The organism is Pseudomonas saxonica (genome assembly GCF_007858365.1).
Taxonomy (GTDB): domain Bacteria; phylum Pseudomonadota; class Gammaproteobacteria; order Pseudomonadales; family Pseudomonadaceae; genus Aquipseudomonas; species Aquipseudomonas saxonica.
In genome coordinates, this window is the sequence record NZ_VFIO01000003.1 from 492,441 (window position 1) to 511,205 (window position 18,765).

An 18,765-nucleotide genomic window follows, 5' to 3' on the forward strand; every position below is an offset into this window, starting at 1 on the left:
CTATTTTTTATCCGCAGAGCTATCCGATGAGCCCTCACCGAGGGCAAAAAGTTCTTGGGCCATGGCCAGCGCATCGAGGCGGCCTTCGGCGGAAAGCTTTTTCAACTGCACGCTGGGAGCGTGCAGCAATTTATTGGTCAGGCCACGTGCCAGTTGTGCCAGTACGTCTTCCGGGTTGGCACCGTTGGCGAGCAGCCGCTGGGCCTTTTGCAGCTCTTCATCACGCAGGCGTTCACTTTGCTGACGATAGGCCTTGAGCACGTCCACCGCCGCCAGTTCACGCAAGCGCACCATAAAGTCGTCAGCACCAATGCTGACCAGTTCTTCCGCCGCCTGGGCTGCGCCCTGGCGACTTTTGAGGTTTTCGGCAACTACCTCATGCAAATCATCGACGGTATAAAGATAAACGTCGTCCAGTTCACCGACTTCAGGTTCGATATCCCGTGGAACGGCAATATCGACCATAAAAATAGGTTTGTGCCTGCGCAACTTGAGGGCGCTTTCAACCGCCCCCTTACCCAGAATCGGCAACTGGCTGGCAGTGGAGCTGATCACAATATCGCTGTGCACCAACTCTTGAGGAATATCGGACAGCAGCACCGCGTGGGCACCGAACTCTTCAGCCAGAATGCTCGCGCGCTCCAGGGTACGGTTAGCCACCACAATGCGTTTGACGCCCAGGTCATGCAGGTGGCGGGCGACCAACGTGATGGTCTCGCCTGCGCCAATCAGCAGTGCCTGACTGCGCTGCAAATCGCTGAAAATCTGCTTGGCCAGGCTGACGGCAGCAAAAGCCACCGACACCGGGTTTTCACCAATGGCCGTGTCAGTGCGTACTTGTTTGGCCGAGTTGAAGGTGGCTTGAAACAAACGCCCCAACAAAGGCCCGACCGTGCCGGCTTCACGCGCCACGGCGTAAGCGGACTTCATCTGGCCGAGAATTTGCGGCTCACCCAACACCAGCGAATCCAGCCCCGACGCCACCCGCATCATGTGACGAACGGCAGCATCATCCTCATGGATATAGGCACAGGCCCGCAGTTCTTCAAGGCTCAGATTATGGTAGTCAGCCAGCCACTTGAGCACGGCATCGGCGTTAAGGTGATCCTGTTCGACGTAAAGTTCACTGCGATTGCAGGTGGAGAGGATCGCAGCTTCGCGACTGTCGGTGTGACGGCAGAGCTGCTGCAAGGCCTCAACCAACTGTTCTGGCGTAAAAGCCACGCGCTCGCGGACATCTACTGAAGCAGTCTTGTGGTTAATACCGAGTGCGAGGAAGGCCATTCAAGATCGCTGATGATGACGAGAAGCCGGCAATTGTCCTACTTCGCCCGAGTGAGAACAACCATTGCTGACTATTGTCTCTATAGTTAATGTCTGTTGAACCTCTCTGAACTAAGATCGTCAGACCCCCATATCGATAGTCGCACACCCTAGGGTTTGCGCCATCGCATGTGTCATGATGCCCAGACCGCAGGTAAGTCGCCCATCTCTTATATGAATAGATCCTCCGCGTTGTTTCTCGCCCTCGTGCTTCTCAGTGGCTGCCAGGCTTTGGCCCCCACGTCCCCGGATGACTCGTCACCGGCTGAAGACGTTGCCTCCACTCCGGAAAAACCTGTGGTCTACGGCTCCTTCAGCGAAGATACGTTGTACAGCCTGCTGAGCGCAGAACTGGCAGGTCAACGTAATCGTCTGGATCTTGCACTGGACAACTACGTGACACAGGCGATCAACACCCAGGATCCGGGCGTGTCCGAACGGGCATTCCGTATTGCCGAGTACCTGGGCGCGGACCAGGCCGCACTCGACACCTCGCTGATCTGGGCCAGGAGCGCACCGGACGATCTTGAAGCACAGCGTGCCGCAGCTATTCAGTTGGCGCGCAATGGTCGTTATGACGACTCCATGGTGTACATGGAAAAAGTGCTGCAAGGCAAAGGCGACACCCACTTCGACTTCCTCGCCTTGTCAGCGGCAGAAACTGATGCGCAAACCCGTGCAGGCCTGCAAAAGAATTTTGATCGCCTGCTACTCAAGTATCCCGACAACAGTCAGTTGATTTTTGGCAAGGCCCTGCTGATGCAGCAGGATGGCGACGCTGACGGCGCATTGACCTTGCTGGAAAAAAACCCTCCGCAGGACGGCGAAATCGCTCCGATTTTGTTGCGCGCACGCTTGTTGCAAAGTCTGAATCGAGGCAATGAAGCACTGCCCCTGCTGAAAAAAACCGTTCGCCAATACCCTGATGACAAACGATTAGGGCTCACTTATGCCCGCACGCTGATTGAACAGAATCAATTTGCCGATGCAAAAGTGCAGTTTGCCAGCCTGTTGCAGCAGTACCCGGAAGACGACGAACTGCGTTTTTCACTCGCGCTGCTTAGCCTGGAAGGTAAGAACTGGGACGAAGCCGAAGGCTATCTGGAAGACTTGATAGCACGCGACAGCCATGTCGATTCAGCCCACTTGAACCTTGGCCGCATTGCAGAAGAACGCAATGATCCGCAAGGTGCATTGATCGAATACGCGCAGGTTGGCCCCGGCAATGACTATTTACCTGCGCAACTACGCCAAGCCGATATCTTGATCAGCAGCGGCCGCGGTGCCGAAGCCACCAAAAAGCTGGCGGCCGCCCGTGACACACAACCCGAATATGCCAGCCAGTTGTATCTGATCGAAGCAGAAACCATGGCTGCCCACAATCAGACCGATCGCGCCTGGTCAGTTCTGCAACAAGCCATCAAGCAAAACCCTGACGACCTGAGCCTGCTGTACTCACGCGCCATGCTGGCCGAGAAACGCAATGATATTGCGCAAATGGAACGCGATTTGCGCGCCATCCTCCAGCGCGAACCGGACAACGCGATGGCATTAAACGCGCTGGGCTATACGCTTTCGGACCGAACCACCCGGTATGACGAGGCCAAAGCGCTGATTCAGCAAGCTTATGACCTGAACCCGGACGACCCGGCCGTGCTCGACAGCCTTGGCTGGGTGAATTTCCGTCTGGGTAATTTGCCTGAAGCAGAACGCCTGTTGCGCCAGGCTTTTGAACGCTTTCCCGATCAGGAAGTGGCAGCTCACCTGGGTGAAGTGTTGTGGGCCAGCGGCAAACAACGTGAAGCCAAAAAAATCTGGGGCACTTTTCTTAAAGAAAATCCTGACAGCCCTATTCTGCGCAAAACCGTGTTGCGCCTGACCGGATCAGAGACTCTTTAAATCATGTTTTTTCGTCATGTTCGCCACATCATCGCTTTTAGCCTCCTCGCTACACTTGCTGGCTGTATGAGCCTGGGTTCCCATGAGTCGGTTGAAGGCCACGGGAATCAGGCGTTATGGTCACAGCATAAACAGCAACTGACGCAGCTGGACGGCTGGCAAATCAATGGCAAGGTCGGTATTCGCGCTCCCAAAGACTCGGGCAGCGCCACCTTGTTCTGGCTTCAACGCCAGGCGTATTACGACATCCGCCTGTCTGGCCCGCTCGGCCGAGGGGCAGCACGTTTAACCGGCCGCCCAGGAAATGCCAGCCTTGAAGTGGCCGGTCAAGGTCGCTTTGTGGCGGCAAGCCCCGAAGAATTGCTCGGTGAGCAACTGGGCTGGAGCCTGCCCGTTTCACATTTGGTCTGGTGGGTACGCGGCTTGCCGGCACCTGACAGCAAAAGCCGGGTCACACTCAACACCGACAGCCGCCTGGCCAACCTGGAACAGGACGGCTGGAAAGTTGAATATTTAAGCTATGTCGAGCAAAACGGCTACTGGCTGCCAGAGCGGGTCAAACTGCATGGCCCGGATCTGGACGTAACCCTTGTCGTAAAAGATTGGCAACCCCGTCAGTTGGGACAATGACATGCAAAAAGATGCGCTGGTGCTGCCCTCCCCGGCAAAACTGAACTTGATGCTGCACATCCTCGGTCGTCGCGAAGACGGTTACCACCAGTTGGAAACCGTGTTTCAGTTTCTTGATTACGGCGATGAAATGACCTTTGCCGTGCGCGACGACGGCAAAATCTGCCTGCATACCCCGTTTGAGGGCGTGCCTCACGATCAAAACCTGATTGTGAAAGCCGCAAAAAAACTGCAAGAGCAATCAGGTTGCTCTCTGGGTATCGATATCTGGATCAAAAAAGTGCTGCCAATGGGCGGCGGCATCGGCGGTGGCAGCTCCAATGCTGCGACAACTTTGCTGGGCCTCAATCACTTGTGGCAATTGAATTGGGATGAAGACCGCCTCGCCGCACTGGGTTTGACGCTGGGGGCTGACGTACCGGTTTTCGTGCGGGGCCGCGCCGCCTTCGCCGAAGGCGTGGGCGACATCCTTTCGCCGGAATACCCTGAAGAGCCTTGGTACGTTGTGCTCAAGCCGCAAGTCTCTGTAAGCACAGCAGAAATTTTTTCACATCCGTTGTTGACACGTAACACTTTGCCCATTAAAGTGCGCCCCGTTCCCAAGGGAAACAGCCGAAACGACTGCGAAGCAGTGGTAACGGAGCTTTACCCAGATGTACGTAAGGCTTTGAATTTGTTAGGTAAATATACCGAAGCAAAATTAACTGGAACTGGAAGTTGTATATTTGGGGCCTTCCCAAACGAAGCAAGTGCTGATAAAGTGCTGCACCTTCTAACAGAGCCCCTTACAGGGTTTGTAGCTAAAGGCAGTAACATTTCGATGTTGCACCGAACACTACAGAATCTGTCAAAGGAAACGGGTACACGGTACTCGTAGCAACAGATACAGGGGCGTCGCCAAGCGGTAAGGCAGCAGGTTTTGATCCTGCCATGCGTTGGTTCGAATCCAGCCGCCCCTGCCATTTCTTATACTCATCCAGGTTACCCTCAGCCTTCAGGTACTGCGCGTGTCCAAGATGATGGTCTTTACGGGGAACGCTAACCCCGATCTAGCTCGGCGTGTCGTACGTCAGCTGCATATCCCACTCGGTGACATTTCTGTCGGTAAGTTTTCCGACGGCGAGATTACCGCTGAGATTAATGAAAATGTCCGCGGTAAAGACGTTTTCATCATTCAGCCGACTTGTGCTCCGACTAACGATAACCTGATGGAACTCGTCGTGATGGCTGATGCCTTCCGCCGCTCCTCAGCGACTCGTATTACTGCTGTTATTCCTTACTTTGGTTATGCCCGTCAGGATCGCCGTCCGCGTTCCGCACGTGTGGCTATCAGCGCAAAAGTTGTTGCTGACATGCTTACCGTAGTCGGCATCGACCGTGTTCTCACGGTTGATTTGCATGCTGACCAAATTCAGGGTTTCTTCGATATTCCTGTAGATAACATCTATGGCTCCCCAGTTTTGGTGGATGACATCGAAGATCAGCGCTTTGAGAACCTAATGATTGTGTCCCCGGATATCGGCGGCGTCGTGCGTGCACGTGCTGTTGCCAAATCCTTGGGCGTTGATCTGGGTATCATCGACAAACGCCGTGAGAAAGCCAATCACTCTGAAGTGATGCATATCATCGGTGATGTCGAAGGGCGTACCTGCATTCTGGTTGATGACATGGTCGATACCGCCGGCACCTTGTGCCACGCGGCTAAAGCCTTGAAAGAGCATGGCGCTGCCAAAGTGTTCGCCTACTGCACACACCCTGTGCTGTCGGGTCGGGCAATCGAGAATATCGAAAATTCCATGCTGGATGAGCTGGTGGTGACTAACACCATTCCGCTGTCCGCAGCCGCACAAGCCTGTTCGCGTATCCGTCAACTGGATATCGCACCGGTTGTGGCTGAAGCGGTTCGCCGCATCAGCAACGAAGAATCGATCAGCGCGATGTTCCGATAAGGGCCCTGCCCTTCTCTGACATCCGTTGACGAAAAGTGCCCCGCCCCAACAGCCTGTTGGGGCGGGGCTTTTTTGCCCATGCCGTCCATAGCGCTGGTCGCAAACGCTAGGGCGGATGTGGATATTTTGGAGATACAACATGAACGATTTTACTCTGAATGCTGAAGTGCGTTCCGACCTGGGGAAAGGTGCGAGCCGCCGCCTGCGTCGTCTCGCAAGCCTGGTTCCAGCTGTAGTTTACGGTGGCGACAAAGCCCCTGAATCCATCAGCATGCTGGCTAAAGAAGTTGCCAAACTGCTCGAAAACGAAGCTGCTTACAGCCACGTTATCGAACTGACCGTTGGCGGCGTTAAGCAAAACGTGATCATCAAAGCTCTGCAACGTCACCCGGCTAAAGGCCACGTGATGCACGCTGACTTCGTACGCGTTGTTGCTGGTCAAAAGCTGACTGCAATCGTACCGGTTCACTTCATCGGTGAAGCGGCTCCGATCAAGAAAGGCGGCGAGATCTCGCACGTTGTTGCGGAAATCGAAGTTTCCTGCCTGCCAAAAGACCTGCCTGAATTCATCGAAGTTGACCTGGCTAACGCCGAAGTCGGCTCGATCATTCACCTGTCGGACATCACCGCTCCTAAAGGCGTTGAGTTCGTAGCTCTGGCACACGGTAACGACCTGGCAGTAGCCAACGTTCACGCTCCACGTGTTGCACCAGAAGCAGAAGCTGAGTAATTCATTACTCTGTCTTTGGAGTCTTGAGAAACATCGCGAGCTAACACGCAGCGAGTAAAGCGGACAAGATCGCGAAGTTTACTCATGTAAACCCGTTTTTTTGTCCGTTTTCGCCGCTAACCGCTAGTGGCGATGTTATCCACAACTCCATAGAAGGGCCCTTGTCGTGACCGCCATAAAACTGATCGTTGGCCTGGGAAATCCAGGCACCGAATACGAACAGACCCGGCATAACGCAGGGGCCCTTTTTGTTGAGCGTCTCGCGGCAGCCAATGGGGTAAACCTCGTTGCCGACCGTAAATATTTTGGCCTGACCGGGCGTTTCAGTCACCAGGGTCAGGATGTTCGTCTGTTGATTCCCACCACCTATATGAACCGAAGCGGCCAAGCCGTTGCGGCGCTTGCCGGTTTCTACCGCATTGCACCGGAATCCATATTGGTGGCCCACGACGAACTCGACCTGCCACCGGGTGTTGCCAAGCTCAAGCTGGGCGGCGGCCATGGCGGTCATAACGGGTTGCGCGACATCATCGCGCAACTGGGAAACAACAATAATTTCTACCGTCTGCGGCTCGGCATTGGCCACCCAGGCGTCGCCAGCATGGTGTCCAACTTTGTTCTGGGTCGTGCGCCTCGCGCCGAGCAGGAAAAACTGGACGCCAGCATCGATTTTGCCCTCGGCGTGCTGCCGGATATCCTCGCCGGGGAATGGAACCGTGCGATGAAAAACCTGCACAGCCAGAAGGCCTGACTCTACTCCTCGGGGAAAACACCATGGGATTCAATTGCGGCATCGTCGGCCTGCCTAACGTCGGCAAGTCCACCCTGTTCAACGCCCTGACCAAATCCGGTATTGCGGCTGAGAACTTCCCCTTCTGCACGATCGAACCGAACACCGGTATCGTGCCGATGCCCGATCCACGTCTGGACGCGCTGGCTGCCATTGTGAAGCCTCAACGCGTGTTGCCGACCACCATGGAGTTCGTGGACATTGCAGGCCTGGTGGCCGGCGCGTCGAAAGGCGAAGGTCTGGGCAACAAGTTCCTGGCCAACATCCGCGAAACCGACGCCATCGCTCACGTGGTTCGCTGCTTTGAAGATGAAAACGTGATTCACGTTTCCAACAGCGTTGACCCGAAGCGCGACATCGAAATTATCGACCTTGAGCTGATCTTCGCCGACCTCGACAGCTGCGAAAAGCAACTGCAAAAGGTTGCGCGTAACGCCAAAGGCGGTGACAAAGAAGCCGTCCTGCAAAAAAAGCTGCTGGAACAGTTGATTGCCCACTTCACCCTGGGCAAGCCTGCACGCAGCCTGATCAAGAACATGGACGCCGATGAAAAACAAATCATCAAAGGCTTCCATTTGTTGACCACCAAGCCGGTGATGTACATCGCCAACGTGGCCGAAGACGGTTTCGAGAACAACCCGCTGCTTGATGTCGTGATGGCCATTGCTGAAGAAGAAGGCGCCATCGTGGTGCCGGTGTGCAACAAGATCGAAGCGGAAATCGCCGAGCTTGATGACGGCGAAGAAAAAGACATGTTCCTTGAGGCTCTGGGCCTTGAAGAGCCGGGTCTGAACCGTGTGATTCGTGCCGGTTACGAAATGCTCGACCTGCAAACCTACTTCACCGCTGGCGTACAAGAAGTGCGCGCCTGGACCGTAAAAGTAGGGGCGACAGCGCCACAAGCGGCCGGCGTGATCCACACCGACTTCGAAAAAGGCTTTATCCGCGCCGAAGTGATCGGCTACGACGACTTCATCAAGTACAACGGTGAAGCTGGCGCGAAAGAAGCGGGCAAATGGCGTTTGGAAGGCAAAGACTACATCGTTAAAGACGGTGACGTTCTGCACTTCCGCTTCAACGTGTAAAACACCACACGTAAAAAAACCGCGCTCAGGCGCGGTTTTTTTTGGTCTTTGATTTGATGTGCCTGCGCAAGCGCACTCTGAAGCTTCAGCAAGGTCTATGGTTACTAGCATCTCCACATAAGATCGGGAGTTTGAATGATCCCCCGCGCCAGTTTCTTGCGTCGCCATGTCGATTCCCTGACTGAGAAAATCTTGACCCGCTGGTCTTCAGGCTGGCGGGATGCGCTGGCCAGCGCCATCGCTGCGGCGCTGGCATGGATTCTCGCGTACCACTTCTTCGGACATGCACACCCTGTGTTTGCCGCCATCAGCGCCGTGGTATGCCTGGCACCGGGCCTGCCCAGTCACGGCAAACAAGCCGTTGGGTTGATGGTGGGGGTCGCCACAGGGATTCTCGTGGGTGAGGCGGCCTTGTTGCTGCCAGACGGCTACCCGCTGCTGCGAATAGGCTTTGCCACCTTTTCTGCCATCTCCATCGCTGCCCTCTATGGCCTGGGCGCGGTAGTACCTATTCAGGCAGGGGTTTCAGCAGTGTTGATGCTGGCCGTGGGCCCGGAGACCGCTGGCGTGGTGCGGATGCTCGACGTACTGGTCGGTGCAGGCGTTGGGTTGGTGTTCAGCCAAGTACTGCTCACGCCTAACCCTATCGGGATTATTGACACTTCAGCCAAGGAGCTGCTTGAAAAGCTCGCGCGCGGTTTCAGTAAATGCCAGCAAGCCCTTGAAGAAAACGATTCCGATAAAGCCAAAAATGCAGTGCTGTTGTTCTCTACCGCCCATGACAGCCTGATTACGCTGGAAAACGGTATCAGCAATGCCCGCAATACCGCGCGCTGGACGCTGCGCGGGCGGTTTGCGTCCAGAGAAGTCAAAGACATCGCCAACCGTTATGAGCGCCATGCGGTGCGTTTATACGCCAGCTCCCTGCTCTTCTCTGAGGCGTTTGCCGATGCATTGCGCAAGAAACAAGGCTCGCCCCCGGCGTCATTGCATGAGCGAATCGCCAATGTCGCCGGAGGGTGCGCCGCCATTGCCAATGACAACGAGAAACCGATGCTGCTGCCCGTGGAACCCAGCCAGATCGAGGATGCCGTGTCCGCGCCCTGGCAGCTGTGCCTGCAACACATGAGCACGGTTGAAAGTGCTTTGGTGACGTTCGGCTTTACCACCCAGAACGACGCCAATAAAACCGCAGATCCATCTAGCGGATTAAAATCCGTGTAGGAGCTGACGAGCTCTGCGAGGCTGCGATCGGCGGCAAAGCCGTCGTAAAAACCCACGCTTGCGACGATTGCATCGTCGAACGCGGCCTCGCAGAACTCTGCAGCTGCCAAGAGATCTCACTCACCCTTTTGACCTGTCAAACCTTCTTGCTGCGCGGCAGAAGAATGGCCAGCACACCCAGCAATGGCAAGTACGAACACAGGCGGTAGACGTATTCGATGCCATGAATATCAGCCAAATGGCCCAGCAATGCCGCTCCGATACCGCCAAAGCCAAACATCAAGCCGAAGAAGATCCCCGCAATCATCCCCACATTGCCCGGCACCAATTCTTGCGCATACACCACAATCGCCGAGAACGCGGAGGCCAGAATAAAGCCGATGATCACGCTGAGCACACTGGTCCAGAACAGGTCGGCATAAGGCAGCAGCAGCGTGAACGGCGCCACACCCAGTATCGAGAACCAGATCACTGCTTTACGGCCGATACGGTCGCCTATAGGGCCGCCAAAGAAGGTGCCGGCAGCTACTGCACCCAGAAACAGGAACAAGTACAACTGCGAGCTGGCAATCGACACATCGAATTTTTCAATCAGGAAGAAGGTGTAATAGCTGGTCAGGCTGGCCATGTAGAAATACTTGGAGAACACCAGTAACCCCAGTACCACCAGCGCACCGAGCACGCGCTGTTTTGACAGGCCGTGAGTCGCTTTCTGACCGGCCTTGAGTTTGAACAGGTTCAAATGATTGCGGTACCAGCGACTGATCACATACAGCAGTCCGATGGCGAACAATGCAAACAAGCCGAACCAGGCCACATTGCCCTGACCAAACGGAATGATGATCGCCGCCGCCAGCAAGGGCCCGAACGCCGAACCGGCGTTGCCGCCCACCTGAAAGGTCGATTGCGCCAATCCGTAGCGGCCGCCCGATGCCAGACGTGCCACCCGGGACGCTTCAGGGTGAAAAGTTGAAGAGCCAACCCCGACCAGCGCGGCGGCAAGCAAGATCAGCGGAAAGCTGCCCACAGCTGAAAGCATCAAGATGCCCACTAACGTGCAGACCATGCCCGCAGGCAACAGCAGCGGGTTGGGATGGCGGTCCGTGTAATAACCCACCCACGGTTGCAACAGAGAGGCGGTTAACTGAAAGGTCAGGGTGATCAGACCGATCTGGGTGAAGGTCAAATCATATTTGGCTTTGAGCAAGGGATAGATCGACGGCAGTACCGCCTGAATCAGATCGTTGATCAAGTGCGCCAAGGCCACTGCGCCAATAATGCGCATGACCAGTGGGCTGGATTGAGGGGCTGGTGTGGCAGTTGTTGTTTTTGTAGGTACGTTGCTAAGGGCCATGGGAGTTTCCGGACAGCGGTTGAATGCACGCATGCAGGTGCGTCAATGTGCCATTTTTTTACAAGGCATTACCATCCGAACGCCTTAAAACCTTAAGCATTTGATAGAACAGAGAAAAGTTTCAGATATTTGCTTGACACATGTCCATTACGAGGGAATAATGCGCGCCATTGGCTACATAGCTCAGTTGGTTAGAGCATAGCATTCATAATGCTGGGGTCCGGGGTTCAAGTCCCTGTGTAGCCACCAAACACCGGTTTCACCACATCGCAAGATGAAATGAAACCAACGAGAAAGCCCGCCTAGTGCGGGCTTTTTTGTGTCTGGTACATTCATACCGACTCACTACCTCCTCACGCCTCCCCTCTCTAAAGCCCTCACGCATTCTGAAAGGCCAGATCACATCGCTACGGCAAACCTTTCGCCAGTCTCTCCTTATGAATAGATCTCGATAACGACTTCTTTAAGCGAGCGACAAAACTCTAACCCTGCGCTTCAAACCTTGCACACGCTGATCCAATACTTAAACCCTCACGTTTCAGCCCTCTGTTCAGAGAGTGTTTTCCCAGCGCATTAAAAGAATTGGATTACAGACACAAATAAACAAGTCGTCCACAGTTCCGCCCCAAGATCGCCACGCCTCACGATGCCCTCACCCCAGGATTCAAACAAGCGTGGCACGTTGTTCATTCCGGCGCTCAGGGAGTTGCGATGGGTTGGCTCAAGCAAGTATTGGGTCGGAAGGCGCCCGAGCTTTGCGCGAAGATCGCAAGCCAACCAGGCGAACCTAAACTGCCGTTAGGACTGACCTTGGGCAGTCACGTAAGCCTCAATGCTGCTTTGAAAAGTCTGCTGGAAGGCGAGTCAGACATCATCGTGCCGAGCGATGACAAGATCATGGCCATAGGCACCCTCGAAGCAGGGGCTGGTTACCGACTTATTCGCTGCTACCTCGACAATGAGCATTTCTATATCCAATTCCTGATGAGTGGGCCGCGAGAAGATGACATAGCAGCCCTCATTCTCTTCGGTTATCACGAGGTCAGAACGCTTTGCAGCCCAACCGAGCTTCTGCATTTGACAGGGCCCGGGGCAAAAATAGGCATGCCCTTCTATGAGTTGGAGCGCACAGAATATGTCCGCCAATGGGGAGCCGAGGATGGGCAAACCGAAATGACCGCGCTGACTGAGCGGGTCATCAATACAGAAGGTTCATATACCGTTCACCATCGTTGCACGCTTTACGCCCGAAACCTGGGGCTGGCCAACCGACGCGAATTCCTGCTGTTGTCGATGGAAACCGATGAGCTCACAAACCGGTTACTTACGACGGCGGTCGGCGTGACACTTCAATTATCTGACCTCTCCATTGTCTGAAAAGGAAACATCAATGTTTGACGCTCTCAGGCAGTCGCTTAATGCCACTGCGGTGTCCAGTTTTGCCCTCTATATCCTGGTTGCAGCAATAGTTTTTGCACTGTTCCAGTTCATTTACACCCGAATGACGCCTCACCGGGAGTTCGAGCTTATTCGTGCGAACAACCCGGCTGCCGCCATTGCGCTCGGGGGCGCTCTGATCGGTTTCGCATTGCCCGCAGGCAATATCATTTCTTATAGCGTCAGCATTCTGGACTTTGTTGTCTGGGTCACTATTGCCGCTGGGGTTCAGCTACTGGCATTCATTGCAACCAGCCTCGTGGTTAAAAACCTGTCCTCAAGAATTGTGAATGGCGAGCAGGCAGCGGCGATCTACACGGCCGCAATCGCGATCAGCGTGGGCTTTTTGAATGCTGCGTGCATGACCCCTTCAGCCTGAATAAGGAGCAACTCCATGAGACCTCGAAGTTCACTCAAGCTCGTGCTGGGCGGAACTCTGCCGCTGGCGCTCACGGCGTGTAGCCAATCAGATGACTATGTGACGCCCCTTCCAACGGTCATGCCCATTACAAGTGCAAGCCACTCTATCAACCTTCTGGTTAAGCAAAACTTCAGCACCCTGCGCGAATGCGCCGAGTCACCCATACCCATGAATATCTGTTCAATTGCCTACAATAGAGCACTGTCTGAAGAGGCCGTGAACGCTCTGTCTCCCAGCGCTCAAAATGCGAGCAATGCCGAGGCTATACAACAGGGCTGCCCCCCTTCCAACAAACAAGAGCAACCTTCGCAGATGAGGGGGTTCCAGCTGACTGTTTCGGGAACTTTGCCTTGGTCTGAACACTACAAAATCCGTGAGCCACTCTTGAAGTTAGGGGCGATCAGGAACGAACGCACTATCAGCCTGGAAAACGACTTGATTTTAAAAGCCCTGCTTTCCAAGGGGAGTAGCACCCGCTACTTCAGCGAGCCGATTTATGAAGCGTGCAACGATCGCACGGCTTCTGTCAGCCCAACGGTATTGCGCAGCTTTGCCAGCGCCAAGAACACGACACAATCAAGCACCAGCTCTACGAGCACCAGTTCTTCAATCTCGCGAGGGGGATTTGGCGGGCAGGCACACGCGCGCGACGGCTGGAGCGGCAGAAGCTCAAGCGGATTCAGTTTCGGCGGCTAAGGGGCATATTGTGAAAAAAGTCAGCATCAAGGAGCGCGCCAACTGGCAACAGAAGGTGGAGAGCGGCGGATTTTTTTTCCACACCGTCGAGGGCGCGCGCTATTGGGATGAGCGGGGTTATTACCAGTTTACTGAGGCGCAAATCACTCAAGACATTGAAAGGCCGACTCAAGAGCTTCATGAGATGAGCATGGACTTGGTCGCCCGGGTGGTCGATAGCGAAGCGTTGCTCTCGCGGCTGGCGATACCACCTCAGTTCCATGATCTGGTGTGGCGTTCATGGAAGGATCGACATCCTTATCTCTACAGTCGTTTCGATTTTATCTACGACGCGAAGGGCCCTGCCAAACTCATTGAAAGCAACGCAGATACGCCGACTTCATTGCTGGAAGCGGCCTCGGTTCAATTGCTATGGCTTGAAGATTTACTCCAGCAAGAGCAATTGCCTGTTAATGCCACGCAGTACAACACGCTCGCCCATGATTTGACGTGTGCATTCGCATCGCTCAAAACGGACACACCTTTTTATTTCTCGTCAATCTCAGGCTCGCTCGAAGACCGCGGCACAACTGACTTTTTACGCAAGATGGCTGGCAATGCCGGTATAGACGCCAGGCATATCGACCTTGAGCACATAGGTCTCACGCAGGCCGGGCGCTTTGTGGATCTCGATGGAAACTGGATCCAGCGCTTGTTCAAACTGCACCCCTGGGAGCATATTTTCCATGAGCCTTATGGTTCGTCCATCCCGGATGCCGACACCCGATTCATAGAGCCTGCATGGAAAGCCATTCTGAGCAACAAAGGCATGCTGCCATTGTTGTGGGAATTCAACAAAGGGCACCCAAACCTGCTGCCTGCTTTTTTCGATTCAACACCAGACAAGCCTTTGCCAAAGGGTTGGGTTCGAAAGCCATTTTTCTCTCGTGAAGGCGCAAATATAGAGCTTCGAACCACCAACGGAGAGCGCGTCTTTCAAGAAGGTCCTTATACCGAAGGCCCCTTTATTCTGCAGAAGTTTGAGCCTCTGCCCAAATTCGGCGACAGCTTTACGTTGATAGGTTCCTGGGTCATTGGAGATGTGCCGTCAGGCATTGGTATTCGCGAGGACGACACATTGATCACAAAGAATACAAGTCGGTTTATACCCCATATAGTGCTCGACTGATTACAGCCTCAGATCGCCTGCGAGGGCAATAATTACACCCTGTCTTCCATTCTCTGCACCACCTCACGCAAACGCTGCAACAACGCATTTAACTGTGCGATCGAGGCCGTACTCAAAGGTTCCTGCAATAAAGCCAGTTCGCATTCATTGCAGGCCGCCGCCAGACTAACCGCGCGCACTGAGGCCAATGCACCATTCATACGGTGTACATGATTGATCAACGTGGTGGTATTGCCCGCAATAAGGGCTTGCCCTGCGTGTTCTAGGTCTTCCTGCAGGGTGGAGATGAACAGCCTATGCATGGCTGGCGACAAGTTGATCCAGCCGTCCAGGTCATCCGCAGGAACCGCCACCGTCACTGGCTGCGGGGCCTCCTGCACAGAGGCCGAACCGTAAACCGATAGCGTATGACGCAATGTCATCAGGCTCAAAGGTTTGACCAGCCATGCGCTCATCCCCGCAGCCAGGCATTGCTCGCCCTCTTCACGCATGGCGTTGGCAGTCACACCAATAATCGCAATGGACGGATCGAACTGGCGGATGTGCCGGGTTAATTGGTAGCCATCGAGTTTGGGCATATTGACGTCGGTGATAATCACGTCGAACGTCCCCTGCTGCCAGCACAGCACGGCTTGCTCACCGTCTTCGGCCAATGTCACCTGTACGCCCAGCGCTTGCAGTTGTTCTTTGAGGATTTCCCGGTTAATGGGGTTGTCTTCCGCAACCAGCACCCTCAGCGCCAGATGCGAAGCAGGTTCTACCGTTCGCACCGTCAGTGGAGGAGCAGTGCCATGGGCGACGAGCATCAAGGCGTTGGCAATGCCGTGAATGTCAAAACCGTTGACCTCCCAACCCGCGGCCGTTCGCTGTGCCTGACCCGGCCCCGATTCGGTGGCAATGACGCGCTCGCCCGCCCATTGCACGGGCTGCAAGGGGTCAGGTGCGACATCCAGCAAAATGGCCTTGCTATCGCCAGTGTCGGCTGCGGCAAACACATGCGCACGCGCGCCCCACCCCGTTAACCAGTCAATCAAGCTCAGGGCAAGGTCCTTAAGTGGCGCCCGTACAGACACACTGATGCCTTGAAGATCAATATCCGTACTGCGGGCCAATGAACCAGCCACAACCGGCAAACGTGTTTGCAAGGAAAAGCTACTGCCCAGCCCCGGCTCGCTGACCACGCGCAAATTAGCGCCCATCATTTCACTCAAGCGCGCGCAAATGGATAAACCCAGACCCGCACCGCCGGCACGCTCGCTGCCGCCTACCTGGGAAAAGGGTTTGAACAAGTGCGCCAGCTGTTGCTCGCTGATACCGACACCGGTATCCGACACTTGCCATTGCAAAGACACCTGCCCCTGCTCCAACTCAGTGACTTTGAGGCGCAACACAACGCGCCCTGAATCGGTGAACTTGATGGCATTGCTCAGCAGGTTGTTAATAATCTGCCGGATCCTGACCGCATCTCCACGCACCAGAGACGGCAGGGTGGCATCGGCACAGGCGAATATACTCAGACCTTTGTTGGTGGCCGACGCGGCATAGCTGCGTACAGCGTCTTCAAACACGTCCAGCGGGCAGAAGTCTTTGGTTTCTACCGCCATTTGCCCGGACTCGATCTTGGACACATCCAACACATCGCTGATCAACTGAAACAACACCGAAGAGGAGCGTTGAATGGTGGACAGGTACTCGCGTTGTCGCTTATCGAGCGGCGTGAGCTCCAGTAACTCGATATTGCCCAGCACACCATAGAGCGGCGTACGGATCTCGTGGCTCATGGTAGCCAGAAAGAGGGTTTTGGCCTTGCTCGCCTCATCGGCCGAGCGACGTGCCTGCTCCATCAGGTTGGCGTCATCCACGTGCCGGGTAATGTCGTTGAAGCCGCATAGCACCACGTCCTTGCCCTTGTAACGGGTGAACGCGAAGCAGGCCTGTAAGTAGCGCCCCGCCACTTCCAGCTGAACTTCACCAAGCTCATGCTCACCATAATCACGCTTCAACAACGCAATCAGCTCAGCAGTGCCCTGCCATTGCTGCGCACGCTGGTTTTCCAGCAGGACCACACCGGTGCCACGTTGTACGACACATAACCCGACAGGGGCGCTGTCGAGCATGACGCGGTTGAACTCTTCACTCTCGGCCAGCGACTGGCTGGAGCGTTGAGCAGGCTCGATAATCCGCTCGCGATACCAGCGGTTAACCCGCCAGCCAATCAACACAAACAGCAACAGCAGACCCACTGCAGCCAATAACGGCCATTTCGCATAGCCAAAGAAGTTTTGATAGCTGATGGAATACAGGCCAGTCCACCGATCCGGGCCTGCCGAGGTCAGTTTGAAACGCAACCCGTCGCGGGTAAAACTCAATCCTGGCGCCAGCTCTTCCACGTCCTTGACGTCACCGAGCAACACATCTCCGGTCGGCGAGATCAGGGTGAGGTGACTGTTGCTGGTCCTCATCAGCAACCGCTCAAGATCGCCAATGTCACTGACATCCAGCAACGCCGTCAGAACAACCACACCTTGATCATCTTTGGACGGTAAAAAGTTGCGAGCCAAGTCGATGCCGATCGACCCGACGATGTATTTACGTTTTTCCACTAGCCCGAGTGGTGCTCTCATCCACAGCAATTGCTTATTAGCCAGCGCGGGCTGGCGCGGAATCAGGTCGTCATACAGACGCTTGGTCACCTCAAAAAAGTTGCTGCTGCGTAGCAGGGGAAATTGGCGCACGCCATCAATGCCGGGCACGGCGATGGTGAATTGGTCCGTGGGGGAAAACACAAACACCTGCGGTGCCACATAGTAAGAGTCAGACCAGTAGGCGGCGAACAGATCAGTCAATTGAACGCCGAACGAGTAAACACCCTGCATGTCTGCCGCACTGAACTGATCGCGCTGGCTCACGGTAAATGGCATCGACTTGGCGGTGTCGCGGTTCTGGAACAAACGCTCATCGCCCTGACGTATCAACTCAACGTGGGAGTGCGGTTTGCTGTCCATCAACAGGTTGCCGCTGCCCTGACCGTAGCTCTCGGCAGCGCTGCGCAAAAAAGCTTCGTGCTCATGAATGCTTTCCATCAAGCGCGCGAAATGAAAGTCGGTTTTTTCGCCCTCCTCCTTCAACACCCGGTTAATTGCCCAATAACTCATGCTCACCAGCAACAAGGCCAGCCCGGTCAGCAACATCAACAGCTTGTTGAGTCTCAGAGAGCTCAGTGCCAGCGCACCAAGACGTACTTTTGCTTGCTTCATGAGAGAGAGCCTATCAGGGGCATTGCAGCCCAAAAAAAGTTAAGCGTCCTAAAACAGGAATCGTCTGATGGGGGTTGCACCCGGCTCATTGCATCCTATGCAACACCTGCTGCGGCCCGCCGTGAACAGGGGGGGCTGTTAAAAATGGATATGACACATAACTTTTGTAGAGGGTATCTCTCATGTTTCAAACTATCGGCAAATACACTGCTCTGTGCGGTTCAACCCTGCTGATCGCAATGGCAGCAGCGACTGCACAAGCAGCTGACGGTCAAGTTGAGTTCACCGGTGTCATCAACGATAACGCCTGCACCATTAACAGTGAAAGCGTAAAAAAATCCGTTGATATGGGCCAGGTTCGTATCGCTGACTTCGCTAACACTGTTGGCGCCACTGCCGGTGAAACGCCGTTCTCGATTTCTCTGGAGAACTGCAGCGGTTCAACGCTGAAGAACGCTTCGATCAAATTCAGCGGCCAACAAGCTGCAACAGATGCCACCGTACTGGGTATGGTCGGTGCTAACCAAGTCAAAGGCCTGGGTATCCAGATCGCCGACGCACGCACCGGTGACAAACTGCCTTTGAACACCGCCAGCACCGACTACGTGCTGCGCCCTCAATCCAACACCTTCGACTTCACGGCGTCCTACGTACGTCTTGTTGCTGACACCCCAGGTGCTGATGGCGCTCCTGATACCCGCGGTATCGGTACAGGTACCGTCAACGCGCTGGCTACCTTCGACGTTACCTACAAGTAACGCGTGTTTTTTAACGCAAGAGCTCGTGGTCTTACACGGGCTCT

Annotated in this window: 16 protein-coding genes and 2 tRNA genes; 15 read left to right on the top strand and 3 right to left on the bottom strand. The window is 54.9% G+C overall.

The genetic code is table 11. The features are described from left to right. Positions 1-1,284: a glutamyl-tRNA reductase gene (gene hemA / locus FJD38_RS12020; RefSeq protein WP_122786349.1), complete on the bottom strand. Its 1,284-nt coding sequence runs from the start codon at positions 1,282-1,284 to the stop codon at positions 1-3. 213 nt (positions 1,285-1,497) lie between these two features. On the opposite strand from hemA, the gene FJD38_RS12025 reads away from it, so the two are divergent. The 9 genes from FJD38_RS12025 (at position 1,498) to FJD38_RS12065 (ending at position 9,630) form a co-directional block, all read left to right on the top strand. Continuing rightward, a complete protein-coding gene (locus FJD38_RS12025) occupies positions 1,498-3,222 on the top strand; it encodes a tetratricopeptide repeat protein (RefSeq protein WP_146385469.1) in 1,725 nt (574 codons plus the stop codon). A gap of 3 nt (positions 3,223-3,225) precedes the next feature. Next, a complete protein-coding gene (gene lolB / locus FJD38_RS12030; protein ID WP_146385471.1) occupies positions 3,226-3,852 on the top strand; it encodes a lipoprotein insertase outer membrane protein LolB in 627 nt (208 codons plus the stop codon). Position 3,853: 1 nt separating this feature from the next. Next, a complete protein-coding gene (gene ispE / locus FJD38_RS12035) occupies positions 3,854-4,729 on the top strand; it encodes a 4-(cytidine 5'-diphospho)-2-C-methyl-D-erythritol kinase (protein WP_122786346.1) in 876 nt (291 codons plus the stop codon). 10 nt (positions 4,730-4,739) lie between these two features. Next, a tRNA-Gln gene (locus FJD38_RS12040) sits at positions 4,740-4,814 on the top strand. 45 nt (positions 4,815-4,859) lie between these two features. Beyond that, entirely contained in the window at positions 4,860-5,801 is a 942-nt protein-coding gene (locus tag FJD38_RS12045) for a ribose-phosphate pyrophosphokinase (protein ID WP_003208392.1), read from the top strand. 139 nt (positions 5,802-5,940) lie between these two features. Further along, the gene (locus FJD38_RS12050; protein WP_122786345.1) at positions 5,941-6,531 is read left to right on the top strand and encodes a 50S ribosomal protein L25/general stress protein Ctc; all 591 of its coding nucleotides are present in this window, start codon (positions 5,941-5,943) and stop codon (positions 6,529-6,531) included. A 166-nt stretch (positions 6,532-6,697) separates the two neighbouring features. Then, the gene (gene pth, locus FJD38_RS12055) at positions 6,698-7,282 is read left to right on the top strand and encodes an aminoacyl-tRNA hydrolase (protein WP_122786344.1); all 585 of its coding nucleotides are present in this window, start codon (positions 6,698-6,700) and stop codon (positions 7,280-7,282) included. A 23-nt stretch (positions 7,283-7,305) separates the two neighbouring features. Beyond that, complete coding sequence (ychF, locus tag FJD38_RS12060; RefSeq protein ID WP_146385473.1) at positions 7,306-8,406, top strand: redox-regulated ATPase YchF; 1,101 nt, start codon at positions 7,306-7,308, stop codon at positions 8,404-8,406. A 135-nt stretch (positions 8,407-8,541) separates the two neighbouring features. After that, positions 8,542-9,630: an FUSC family protein gene (locus FJD38_RS12065; protein WP_122786342.1), complete on the top strand. Its 1,089-nt coding sequence runs from the start codon at positions 8,542-8,544 to the stop codon at positions 9,628-9,630. A 136-nt stretch (positions 9,631-9,766) separates the two neighbouring features. Here the strand turns inward: FJD38_RS12065 and FJD38_RS12070 are convergent, their stop codons facing one another. Beyond that, on the bottom strand, positions 9,767-10,984 hold the full coding sequence (locus FJD38_RS12070) for an MFS transporter (RefSeq protein WP_122786341.1): 1,218 nt from the start codon (positions 10,982-10,984) through the stop codon (positions 9,767-9,769). 172 nt (positions 10,985-11,156) lie between these two features. On the opposite strand from FJD38_RS12070, the gene FJD38_RS12075 reads away from it, so the two are divergent. From FJD38_RS12075 to FJD38_RS12095, 5 genes are all read left to right on the top strand, one after another. Further along, a tRNA-Met gene (locus tag FJD38_RS12075) sits at positions 11,157-11,233 on the top strand. Positions 11,234-11,695: 462 nt separating this feature from the next. After that, positions 11,696-12,361, top strand: a complete 666-nt coding sequence (locus FJD38_RS12080; RefSeq protein ID WP_146385475.1) for a DUF2491 family protein — start codon at positions 11,696-11,698, stop codon at positions 12,359-12,361. A 13-nt stretch (positions 12,362-12,374) separates the two neighbouring features. Further along, entirely contained in the window at positions 12,375-12,800 is a 426-nt protein-coding gene (locus FJD38_RS12085; RefSeq protein WP_146385477.1) for a DUF350 domain-containing protein, read from the top strand. 15 nt (positions 12,801-12,815) lie between these two features. Beyond that, positions 12,816-13,538 carry a DUF1190 domain-containing protein gene (locus FJD38_RS12090; RefSeq protein WP_146385479.1) on the top strand — a complete coding sequence of 241 codons (723 nt, stop codon included), beginning with the start codon at positions 12,816-12,818 and terminating at the stop codon, positions 13,536-13,538. A 10-nt stretch (positions 13,539-13,548) separates the two neighbouring features. Next, positions 13,549-14,706, top strand: coding sequence for a glutathionylspermidine synthase family protein (locus FJD38_RS12095; protein WP_146385481.1), 1,158 nt, complete (start codon positions 13,549-13,551; stop codon positions 14,704-14,706). A gap of 32 nt (positions 14,707-14,738) precedes the next feature. Here FJD38_RS12095 and FJD38_RS12100 read toward each other — a convergent pair whose 3' ends face one another. Further along, positions 14,739-17,963 carry a hybrid sensor histidine kinase/response regulator gene (locus FJD38_RS12100; RefSeq protein WP_146385483.1) on the bottom strand — a complete coding sequence of 1,075 codons (3,225 nt, stop codon included), beginning with the start codon at positions 17,961-17,963 and terminating at the stop codon, positions 14,739-14,741. Positions 17,964-18,145: 182 nt separating this feature from the next. On the opposite strand from FJD38_RS12100, the gene FJD38_RS12105 reads away from it, so the two are divergent. After that, positions 18,146-18,721, top strand: a complete 576-nt coding sequence (locus tag FJD38_RS12105; RefSeq protein ID WP_122786339.1) for a fimbrial protein — start codon at positions 18,146-18,148, stop codon at positions 18,719-18,721. The last annotated feature ends 44 nt before the right edge of the window (positions 18,722-18,765 follow it).

Bases quoted from the DNA above. Each gene is read 5' to 3' on its own strand.
- FJD38_RS12085 (WP_146385477.1), top strand. From the start codon at position 12,375: ATGTTTGACGCTCTCAGGCAGTCGCTTAATGCCACTGCGGTGTCCAGT.
- FJD38_RS12080 (WP_146385475.1), top strand. From the start codon at position 11,696: ATGGGTTGGCTCAAGCAAGTATTGGGTCGGAAGGCGCCCGAGCTTTGC.
- ispE (WP_122786346.1), top strand. From the start codon at position 3,854: ATGCAAAAAGATGCGCTGGTGCTGCCCTCCCCGGCAAAACTGAACTTG.
- FJD38_RS12105 (WP_122786339.1), top strand. From the start codon at position 18,146: ATGTTTCAAACTATCGGCAAATACACTGCTCTGTGCGGTTCAACCCTG.
- FJD38_RS12100 (WP_146385483.1), bottom strand. From the start codon at position 17,963: ATGAAGCAAGCAAAAGTACGTCTTGGTGCGCTGGCACTGAGCTCTCTG.
- hemA (WP_122786349.1), bottom strand. From the start codon at position 1,284: ATGGCCTTCCTCGCACTCGGTATTAACCACAAGACTGCTTCAGTAGAT.
- FJD38_RS12090 (WP_146385479.1), top strand. From the start codon at position 12,816: ATGAGACCTCGAAGTTCACTCAAGCTCGTGCTGGGCGGAACTCTGCCG.
- FJD38_RS12065 (WP_122786342.1), top strand. From the start codon at position 8,542: ATGATCCCCCGCGCCAGTTTCTTGCGTCGCCATGTCGATTCCCTGACT.
- ychF (WP_146385473.1), top strand. From the start codon at position 7,306: ATGGGATTCAATTGCGGCATCGTCGGCCTGCCTAACGTCGGCAAGTCC.
- FJD38_RS12050 (WP_122786345.1), top strand. From the start codon at position 5,941: ATGAACGATTTTACTCTGAATGCTGAAGTGCGTTCCGACCTGGGGAAA.
- lolB (WP_146385471.1), top strand. From the start codon at position 3,226: ATGTTTTTTCGTCATGTTCGCCACATCATCGCTTTTAGCCTCCTCGCT.
- FJD38_RS12070 (WP_122786341.1), bottom strand. From the start codon at position 10,984: ATGGCCCTTAGCAACGTACCTACAAAAACAACAACTGCCACACCAGCC.
- FJD38_RS12025 (WP_146385469.1), top strand. From the start codon at position 1,498: ATGAATAGATCCTCCGCGTTGTTTCTCGCCCTCGTGCTTCTCAGTGGC.